Origin of the sequence: Streptomyces sp. NPDC014733, assembly GCF_043083385.1 — a bacterium.
Taxonomy (GTDB): domain Bacteria; phylum Actinomycetota; class Actinomycetes; order Streptomycetales; family Streptomycetaceae; genus Streptomyces.
On record NZ_JBIBYO010000005.1, the window covers coordinates 145708 to 154838 of the forward strand.

General features: G+C 76.4%; 7 protein-coding genes, 1 pseudogene and 1 riboswitch. Of the genes and pseudogenes, 3 read left to right on the plus strand and 5 right to left on the minus strand.

All coding sequences use genetic code 11. From position 1 onward, the window contains the following. Window positions 1–20 precede the first annotated feature (20 nt). From ACF1BH_RS14445 to ACF1BH_RS14465, 5 genes are all read right to left on the minus strand, one after another. Window positions 21–1745, minus strand: a complete 1725-nt coding sequence (locus ACF1BH_RS14445; RefSeq protein ID WP_391642788.1) for an ABC transporter ATP-binding protein — start codon at window positions 1743–1745, stop codon at window positions 21–23. Further along, window positions 1742–3091, minus strand: coding sequence for a CbiQ family ECF transporter T component (locus tag ACF1BH_RS14450; protein ID WP_391643065.1), 1350 nt, complete (start codon window positions 3089–3091; stop codon window positions 1742–1744). The genes ACF1BH_RS14445 and ACF1BH_RS14450 overlap by 4 nt, the downstream gene beginning before the upstream one ends. Then, window positions 3088–3753: an SCO2322 family protein gene (locus ACF1BH_RS14455; protein ID WP_391642789.1), complete on the minus strand. Its 666-nt coding sequence runs from the start codon at window positions 3751–3753 to the stop codon at window positions 3088–3090. The genes ACF1BH_RS14450 and ACF1BH_RS14455 overlap by 4 nt, the downstream gene beginning before the upstream one ends. Next, window positions 3753–5021, minus strand: coding sequence for a prenyltransferase/squalene oxidase repeat-containing protein (locus ACF1BH_RS14460; protein ID WP_391642790.1), 1269 nt, complete (start codon window positions 5019–5021; stop codon window positions 3753–3755). Before ACF1BH_RS14460 ends, ACF1BH_RS14455 begins: the two co-directional genes overlap by 1 nt. A gap of 166 nt (window positions 5022–5187) precedes the next feature. Beyond that, window positions 5188–5329: riboswitch (cobalamin riboswitch) on the minus strand. A 199-nt stretch (window positions 5330–5528) separates the two neighbouring features. Next, complete coding sequence (locus ACF1BH_RS14465; protein WP_391642791.1) at window positions 5529–6578, minus strand: MBL fold metallo-hydrolase; 1050 nt, start codon at window positions 6576–6578, stop codon at window positions 5529–5531. A 366-nt stretch (window positions 6579–6944) separates the two neighbouring features. On the opposite strand from ACF1BH_RS14465, the gene ACF1BH_RS14470 reads away from it, so the two are divergent. The 3 genes and pseudogenes from ACF1BH_RS14470 to ACF1BH_RS14480 form a co-directional block, all read left to right on the plus strand. After that, entirely contained in the window at window positions 6945–8396 is a 1452-nt protein-coding gene (locus ACF1BH_RS14470) for an aldehyde dehydrogenase (protein WP_391642792.1), read from the plus strand. Further along, window positions 8396–8629: a ferredoxin gene (locus ACF1BH_RS14475; protein ID WP_391642793.1), complete on the plus strand. Its 234-nt coding sequence runs from the start codon at window positions 8396–8398 to the stop codon at window positions 8627–8629. The genes ACF1BH_RS14470 and ACF1BH_RS14475 overlap by 1 nt, the downstream gene beginning before the upstream one ends. Before the next feature lie 119 nt (window positions 8630–8748). Then, window positions 8749–9131, plus strand: a pseudogene (locus ACF1BH_RS14480) (hypothetical protein); the annotation flags it as partial.

Sequence of the window (9131 nt, forward strand, 5' to 3'; positions counted from 1 at the left end):
GGCGGGCTCCCGTACGGCCGTCACGGTGTGGCCTCCAGGGCGCGGGCCACCTGCGGCACCGTCAGCCACGGCAGCGGCGCGAGGACCTTCGCGACCTGCGGGGCGAACGCGGGCGAGGACACCACGACCTCCTCGGTCGGCCCGTCTGCGACGATCTCCCCGCCGGCCAGGATGACGACCCGCCGGGCCAGTTCGGCGGCGAGCTCCACGTCGTGGGTGGCGAGGACGATGCCGTGCCCCCGCGCCGCCAGCTCCCGCAACACCTCGATCAGCCGCGCCTTGGCCGCGTAGTCCAGGCCGCGGGTCGGCTCGTCGAGCAGCAGCAGCGGCGGTCGCGCGGTCAGCACCACGGCCAGCGCCAGCGTCAGCCGCTGGCCCTCGGACAGATCCCGCGGATGCGTCGCGTCCGAGACGCCCGGCAGCAGCCGCGCGACCAACGTGCGGCAGGTGCCCGCCGCGGCGTCCGCGTCCCGGTCGGCGGCGGCGCACTCGGCGGCGACGGTGTCCGCGTACAGCAGGTCCTGCGGCTCCTGCGGTACCAGCCCGACGTGCCGGACCAGCGTGCCGGGCGCGGTGCGGTGCGGCACGGCGCCGCCGACGGCGACCGTGCCGGACGCCGGTGCGTGCAGCCCGACCAGGGAGCCCAGCAGCGTCGACTTCCCGGCGCCGTTACGGCCCATCAGCGCCACCGTCTCCCCGGCGCCGACGGTCAGATCGACCGCGTGCAGCGCCTCGATCCGGCCGCGGCGGACGGCCAGCCGCCGCACCTCGGCGAGCGGCGCCCCGGGCGCGGCACCGTCCGGCGCACGGTCGGCGCCGCCACGCCGCCGCAGCAGTCCGGCCCGCTTCGGACGGCGGGTACGGGCCGGCGGAGCGGGCACCCCGCCCTCGGCCGGCGGCTCCGGGACCGCCGGCCGGTGCGGCTCGGTCCCCGCCAGCCGGGCGCGCAGCCCGGGGGCGCGGCGGCGGGCGTCGCGTACCGACAGCGGCAGCGGGGACCAGCCGGCCAGCGCCCCGAGCTCGACGACCGGCGGCCGGACCGGGGAGTGCGCCATCATCGCGGCGGGCGGGCCCTGCCGCGGCGCGGCGCCCGGCCCCGGCATCAGGATGACCTGGTCCGCGTACTGCACCACCCGCTCCAGACGGTGTTCGGCCAGCAGCACCGTCGTCCCCAGGTCGTGGACGAGGCGCTGGAGCACGGCGAGGACCTCCTCGGCGGCGGCCGGGTCCAGCGCGGACGTCGGCTCGTCGAGGACCAGCACCTTGGGGTGGGCGGTCAGCACCGACCCGATGGCCACCCGCTGCTGCTGCCCGCCGGAGAGCGTGGTCAGCGCGCGGTCCCGCAGCCCGGCCAGCCCCAGCAGGTCCAGCGTCTCCTCGACCCGGCGCCGCATCACGTCCGGCGCGAGCCCCAGCGACTCCATGCCGTACGCCAGCTCGTCCTCGACGGTGTCGGTGACGAACCGGTCCAGCGGGTCCTGCCCGACCGTGCCGACGACGTCGGCCAGTTCGCGCGGGGCGTGGGTACGGGTGTCCCGCCCGGCGACGGTGACGCGGCCGCGGAGCGTGCCGCCGGTGAAGTGCGGCACCAGCCCGCACACCGCGTTCAGCAGTGTCGACTTACCGACGCCGGAGGGGCCGACGAGGAGACACAGCTCCCCTTCGGCGACGGTCAGGTCGACCCCCTGCACGGCGGGCGCGGACGCCTCGCGGTAGGTGACCGAGACCTGCTCGAACCGGATCACTGGGCGTGCTCCTTCGTGGGGCGGTTGGAGGAGAGGGGACAGGGCGTGTGGGCGGGCCGCTCCCGGCGGGCGGGCGCCCGGCCGACGAGCCGCTCCCGGCCGGTGCCCGGCCCCGTACCGGAGGCCCGCCCGGGAGACTCCTGGCCGGCGGGCCGCTCCCCGGCGGGCCCTTCCCCGCCGGCGGTCCGTGCCCGCCCGGCGGCCCGGTCCCGGCCCCCGCCGTCCGGCCCCGCCCCGGGACCGCCGTCCGCCTCCCGTCCGGTCACGTCCGCCGGACGCGGCGCCACCCACGCGGGCAGCAGCCCGACGAGGACGGAGAGCGCCGGCCACAGCGGCAGCCGCGGCGCGGTCAGCGGCACCGCCGACGGGTGCAGCGCCTCGGGCGCGTAGCCGCCCGCCGCGATCAGCAGCGCCGCCACCGCCACGCCCGAACCCGCCACCAGCCAGGCCCGCACGCCCCACCGCTCGGGCCGGTAGCGGGTCCGCACCGAGCGGCGGCCGCCCAGCCACAGCCCCGCCAGCGCCGCCACCAGCCCGGCGATCAGCAGCGGCAGCCCCAGGCCCGCACCCGCCTGCGCCAGCAGGCCGTACGTCCCGGCGCACACGCCCAGCAGCCCGCCGAGCGTCAGCGCCGCCGTGATCCGCCGCACCGCGTGCGGCACCTCGGCCCGGCGGCCGTACCCCCGCGCGTCCATCGCCCCGGCCAGCGCCACCGAACGCTCCAACGCGCCCTCCAGCACCGGCAGCCCCACCTGGAGCAGCGCGGCGAACCCGCGGTCCGGGCGGCCGCGCAGCCGCCGCGCCGCCCGCAGCCGCCGCACGTCGGTGACCAGATGCGGGGCGAACGTCATCGCCACCACCACCGCCACGCCCGCCTCGTACAGCGCCCCCGGCAGCGACTTCAGCAGCCGCGCCGGGCTCGCCAGGGCGTTCGCGGCGCCCACACAGATCAGCAGGGTGGCCAGCTTCAGCCCGTCGTAGAGGGCGAAGACCATGCCCTCGGCGGTGACCCGGCCGCCGACCCGGACGCCCTGTGCCCAGTCGGGCAGCGGCAGCTCCGGCAGCGTCACCAGGGTGTGCGTCCCCGGGATCGGCGACCCCAGCAGGAACGCGAAGACCAGCCGGATGCCCAGCACCAGCAGCCCCAGCTTCACGAACGCGCCGTACGACCGGGCCCACGGCGCATCCGTCCGGCGCGCCGCCACGACATACCCGGCCACCGCGATCAGCAGCCCCAGCAGCAGCGGATTGGTCGTCCGCGACGCCGCCGCGGCCAGCCCCAGCGCCCACAGCCACCAGGCGCCCGCGTGCAGCGCCGTGCTCCGGGTGGCCTGCGGCGCCCTCATCCGCGCCGGCGACGGGTCTGCCACACCGCCGCCGCACCCAGCACCACGACCGCCGCGCCGCCACCGATCAGCCCGGCCGACGGCCCGCCGTCGCCGTCCGCCCCGGCCGCCGGCGCACCCGACGCCTCCGGCGCGGACTTCCCCCCACCGCTCACCTGCTCCGCGCACCCCGCCTTCGGATACCCGGCGACGCCGCACAGCAGCCCCTGCGCGTCGTACCGCAGCGGCTTCGCCACCGCGGCCAGCGCCTCACCGGCCGACGCGTCCTCGGGCACCCGCGCACACGCGGTCCGCTCCTTCGGCGGCCGCTCACCCTCCGGCGCGTCCGCCGCCGACCCGAAGTCGACGACGACACCGACCCGCTTCGTCCCGGAGTGCCGCGGCGTCCCGGAACACAGCTTCCCGAAATCGGCCGCGGCCCGCGGCCGGGCCACCGCGGACGACTCCGCGCTGACCGTGAACCGGAAACCGGCCACCGCGCCGTCCGCGGGCCGCAGCGTCGCCGGACCCTGCGTCGCGTACGCCCAGGTGCCGTCCGCGCCGTCCCAGAACGACCAGTACCGGTACGCCTGCCCCTGGGCCTGCGCCGGGCCCGCGCCCAGCGCCGATATGGCTCCGGCCAGCGCCAGCGCCAGCACACCGGCCCACCGCGCACGCCGCATCACTGCCCGCGCTTCCGGCGGCCGCTCATGAGGAACCCGATGCCCGCACCCGCGGCGAGCCCCACCGGCACCAGCCACCATGCGCTGATCGACCCGGTGCCCTTCTCCTTCGGCACCGCCTTCTCGCCGGCCTGCGACGGCTTCGGGCCGGTCGCGTTCAACGCCGCCACCAGGTCCGTACCGCCGAAGTCCCGCGGGTCGGTGCCCGTGGCGTGCGCGGCGAGGACCAGCTGCGCATACGCCGCCGGACCGGCCGGCTTCGCCCACGCCGGGCCGTTCTTCTCCAGCCACGCCAGCGGCTTCCGCGCCGCCGCGCCGTGCCCGCCGGCGGCCAGCGCCACCACCGCGTCCGCGGTGTTCCCGACGTCCGGCTGCGGCTTCGCGCCCGGCATCGCCGACATCAGGTGCTGCCCGTGGGCGTCCATCTCCCTCACCAGGTACGCGCTCGCCCCGGACGCGGCGGACCGCAGCGCGGCAGGGTCCGCCCCGGACGGCTCCTTCTTCCCGTCGCCGCACTCCGGCGCGGCCACCGGGGTGTCCGCGTCCTTGCCCGCCGCCGGGACGACGAAGCCCTTGCCGAGCGCACCGGTCGCCGCGGCGGCCGAGGCGTCCGCGTTGGCCGCCGCGCCCTTGAGCTGGAAGGTGAACGCACCCCGCTCGGCGGGCTTCACCGCGCACCCGAGCCGGAACGTCAGCAGCCCCTCGTACGGCGTGTGCCCCTTCGGCGACGTCACCTTCGCCGGGTCCTGGCCCGCCGCGGTGAGCGCGCCGATGACCACCGCGGTGGAGTTGGCGTCGCTCGCCGACCCGGGCAGCGACGGCCAGCCGCCGTCGTCGTTCTGCACCGACTTCAGCCAGTGCACCGCCTTCTCCACGGTCGCGCCGTGCCCGCCGAGCGCCGCCAGCGCCTGGACCGCCGCACCCGTCTGGTTGGTGTCCCGCATCGTCGAGGCGCCGCACGCCTTCGCGGTGTCGGCGCGGTACGCGGTGAACGCGCCGTCGGCGCACTGCTGGCCGGTCAGCCAGTCCACGGCCGCCGCGGCGGGCTCGACCCGCACGGTGTGCTGGGCGAGCAGCGCCAGCGACTGCCGCCACACGCCGTCGTACTGCGGATCGCCGGAGCCGTACAGGCCCGCGGGCAACTTGGGGGAGGGCGTCGGAGCGGCGAACGCGGTGGGCGCGGTCGCCGCGACGGGTACGAGCGCCGCGGCGCACACCACGGCGGCGCGGCGCAGCAGCGCGGCGCGGGAAGGGGCCAGGGGGGCCATCGTCGGTGCCTCTCAGTCGGTTCGCTCGGGGCGTCGCGGGGTGGGTGGCCACGCTCGGCCGTCCACCTCGCGACGGCCGGGGCCGTACACGAGGGCACCGGGCTCAGCTCCGTATACCTCGACGGTGCCGCCACCGGCGGGCCGCCGCACGCGGCCCGCCGGTGGCGGGAGCCTGTCGCGCCCCCTCGGGTGTTCCGGCTCGGACGGGGCGCGCGCACGGCGCACGTCCGCCCTGACGGTTGCGGGTCAGCGCCGGATTTTCACCGGCTTCCCCCGATCAGGCACGCATGGAGTTGTCCGCACATTTTAGCGGTCACCCGACCGGACCCACCGGGGACGGGGGTGCCGGCCACGGCCTCACGAGGGGCCGCGGGGTGCGGCGGGCACCGTCGTGGGGCGGCCGCGCGGGCCCGGCGCCACACGGCGAGACGGCCGTCCCGGGCACGCCGCCACCGGGGCACGCCGGCGGGCCCGGCCCCCGTCGGACGCCCCGCCGTGTCGTACGCCTCACACCGCCCGGTACGTCACCGGATCCGACCCGGGCACCGCCGCCGCCCGGCCCAGCACCGTCAGCCGCCGCAGATGCGCCTCGGCCTCCGCCACCGCGATGTTCCGCGAGGCGTACGGGATCCGCTCCCACGGCCGGTTCCACTCCATCGCCACCGTCAGCTGCCACAGCGTCAACGGCTCCGCCAGCAGCCGCACCAGCCCGCCGAGCCGCGCCTCGTGGTGCGCCAGCAGCGCCCGGGCCCGCCCCGCCGCATCGGTGAACGGATGCTGATGCGCGGGCAGCACCTCCGCCGGGGCGAGCCGCGCCACCCGCTCCAGCGACGCGAGGTAGTCGCCCAGCGGATCGGTCGGCGCCTCGCCCGGACTCTCGTACACCCCGATGTGCGGGCTGATCCCCGGCAGCAGATGATCACCGGAGAACAGCCGCCCGAACCCGGCGCCCGGACCGTCCCCGCGCGCCCCCGGAGCCCGCCCCGGATGCGCCTCCTCCAGATGCAGGCAGACATGCCCGGGCGTGTGCCCCGGCGTCCAGACGGCACGCAACCGGCGGCCGGGCAGCTCCAGCAGCTCCCCCGGGGCGAGGTGCCGGTCCGGCACCGCCGCCCGCCGGCCGGGCAACTCCCCGCCGCGTGCCGACCGCAACGGCGCGAGGTGCTCCTCCGGCGCCCCGGCGGCGGCCAGCTTCGCCAGCAGCTGCGCCCGCCAGGCGGCGGGCCGCGCCTCCCGGGTGCGCCGGACGATGTCGGCGTCCGCCTCGTGCATCGCGATCCAGGCACCGGACGCCTCCCGCACCGCGCCGGACAACCCGTGGTGGTCGGGGTGGTGGTGGGTGAGCAGCACCCCGTGGATGTCGGCGACGGCGAAGCCGCAGGCGGTGATCCCGGCGGTCAGCGCGGACCAGGAGGCGGGGTCGTCCCAGCCGGTGTCGATGAGCACCGGCCCGCGGTCGGTCTCCAGGAGGTGGACGAGGGTGTGGCCGAGCGGATTGCCGGGCAGCGGCACGGAGATGCTCCACACCCCGCCCCGGTGGTCGGTCACCTGCGTCATCCCGGTCCCCTCCCGGTGTGCCCGCCCGTCGGTTCACGTCCGCACGCACGCACCGGCCTCGCCGCGAACCGATGCGCGACGGCACTATAACGAGAACGCGTTCTCATGTACCGGTGGCCGCGGTGGTGACATCGGCACGGGCCCCGCCGCCGGTTCCCGGAGCCCTGTGGACTCCTGCTCCGGCAGGTGGTATCAGTTCAACGACCCATAACTGACGCGCCGTCAGAACCGCTGGGTGCCGCCCCGCCCGACCCGGCGGGCGGCCCGCGACGGCGCCGGACACGCATGACGCGCAGGCAGTTGACGGAAGCTACCGCCCCGCTCCCGGACACCGGACGGGGCGGCCGACCGCGGGAGGCGGCAGCCATGAGCGACCTCGTCGAACACGGCAAGCTCTACATAGGCGGTGCACTCGTCGACCCCGCCGGACCCGACACCCTCGACGTGATCTCCCCGCACACCGAACAGCTCATCGGCCGCGTCCCGCACGCCACCCGCACCGACGTCGACCGCGCCGTCACCGCCGCCCGCACCTCCTTCGACTCCGGCGTCTGGGCCGATGCCCCGCTCGACGAACGGATCGCGGTGATCACCCGCATCAAGGACGCCTTCGCCGTCCGCAGCGAGGAGATCGCCAAGGTCATCAGCGCCGAGAACGGCACCCCCTACACCTCCGGCGTGATGGTCCAGGCGCTCGCCGCGATGCTGGTCTGGGACGCCGCGCTGACCGTCGCCCGCGACTTCCCGTTCGAGGAACGCCGCGCCGGCATCCTCGGCCCGCTGCTCATCCGCCGCGAACCCGCCGGAGTCGTCGCCGCGGTCGTCCCCTGGAACGTCCCGCAGTTCACCGCCGCCGCCAAACTCGCCCCGGCGCTCCTCGCCGGCTGCTCCGTCGTCCTCAAGGTCTCGCCGGAGACCCCGCTCGACGCGTATCTCCTCGCCGACATCGCGACGGAGGCGGGCCTGCCGCCGGGCGTTCTGTCGATCCTCCCCGCCGACCGCGAGGTCAGCGAATACCTCGTCGCTCACCCCGGCGTCGACAAGGTGTCGTTCACCGGCTCCGTCGCCGCCGGCAAACGCGTCATGGAGGTCGCCGCCCGCAACCTCAGCCGCGTCACCCTGGAGCTGGGCGGCAAATCCGCCGCGGTGATCCTGCCCGACGCCGACCTCGACGCGGCGGTCGCCGGCATCACCCCGTTCGCCTGGATGATCAACGGCCAGGCGTGCGTCGCCCAGACCCGCATCCTCGCCCCGCGCTCCCACTACGACGAGATCGCCGACCGGTTCGCCGCCGCCGCGGACGCCCTCACCGTCGGCGACCCCCTCGACCCCGCCACCGAACTCGGCCCCCTCGTCACCCGCCGCCAGCAGCAACGCTCCCTCGACTACATCGCTCTCGGCCGGCAGGAGGGCGCCAAGCTCCTCGCCGGCGGCTCCGTCCCGGCCGACCGACCCACCGGCTGGTACGTCGAACCCACCCTCTTCGGCGACGTCACCCCCGCCATGCGCATCGCCCGCGAGGAAATCTTCGGCCCGGTGATCTGCCTGCTCCCGTACGAGGACGAGGCGGAGGCGGTCCGTATCGCCAACGACTCGGAGTACGGCCTGTCCGGCTCCGTGTGGACCGCCGACACCGGCCGCGGCATCGACCTCGCCCGCCGCGTCCGCACCGGCACCTACTCCGTGAACACCTTCAGCATCGACATGCTCGGCCCGTTCGGCGGCTACAAGAACTCCGGCATCGGCCGCGAATTCGGCCCCGAGGGCTTCGGCGAATACCTGGAGCACAAGATGATCCACCTCCCGGCAGGTGCGTGATGGGCGACCGCTGGCAGGTGCGCGTGGACCGCGGCGTCTGCATCGGCTCCGGCATGTGCGCCGCCACCGCCCCCGGCCACTTCCGTCTCGACACCGCCCGGCAGTCCCACCCGTCGACACCGGAGACGGACGCGACGGAGCCCGTCCTGGCGGCAGCCGAGGGCTGCCCGGTGGAGGCGATCACCCTCGCCCTGGCGGGGAGCGGCGAAGCGGTCTTCCCACCGGAGGAGTAGAGAGAGGAACAGGGGGCGAGCCCTTACGGGATCATCCGTACGGGCCCCGCCACCGGGCCGGCTCCCGCGACACACGCCCCGCCCCGCCCCGCTCCCACGCCGCCTCCAGCCGGACGTCAGTGACGCGTTACCCGTACGTCGGCGAGACATCAGTGGCGCTCGGCACTCTTGTCGTCGGAAGCAGGAAACCCCTCGGAGAGATCGGGACGAACGTGTCGCACCCCACCCGCCGCTACGCTCGCAAGGCCGCCGCCGCCATGGTGATCACCATCGCCGCATTCGGGCTCACCGCCTGCCAGGACGGCGGCACCGGCACCTCGTCCACCTCGTCGTCCTCGTCCTCGTCGTCCGCCGAAGCCCCCGCGGACGGCGCCGGCTCCGCCACGGCCGAGGCGGGCCGGGGCTCCGCCGGCGGCGCGGCGGCCCGGACACCCGGCAAGCCCGGCGTGAAGTGCACCGATCAGATCAATTACGCGGGCGACTCGCGGTCCAATGCCGAGAT

What these genes read in the sequence shown, in the direction of transcription:
- ACF1BH_RS14450 (WP_391643065.1), bottom strand. Translation starts at nt 3,091, where the DNA reads ATGAGGGCGCCGCAGGCCACCCGGAGCACGGCGCTGCACGCGGGCGCC.
- ACF1BH_RS14455 (WP_391642789.1), bottom strand. Translation starts at nt 3,753, where the DNA reads ATGCGGCGTGCGCGGTGGGCCGGTGTGCTGGCGCTGGCGCTGGCCGGA.
- ACF1BH_RS14460 (WP_391642790.1), bottom strand. Translation starts at nt 5,021, where the DNA reads ATGGCCCCCCTGGCCCCTTCCCGCGCCGCGCTGCTGCGCCGCGCCGCC.
- ACF1BH_RS14465 (WP_391642791.1), bottom strand. Translation starts at nt 6,578, where the DNA reads ATGACGCAGGTGACCGACCACCGGGGCGGGGTGTGGAGCATCTCCGTG.
- ACF1BH_RS14470 (WP_391642792.1), top strand. Translation starts at nt 6,945, where the DNA reads ATGAGCGACCTCGTCGAACACGGCAAGCTCTACATAGGCGGTGCACTC.
- ACF1BH_RS14475 (WP_391642793.1), top strand. Translation starts at nt 8,396, where the DNA reads ATGGGCGACCGCTGGCAGGTGCGCGTGGACCGCGGCGTCTGCATCGGC.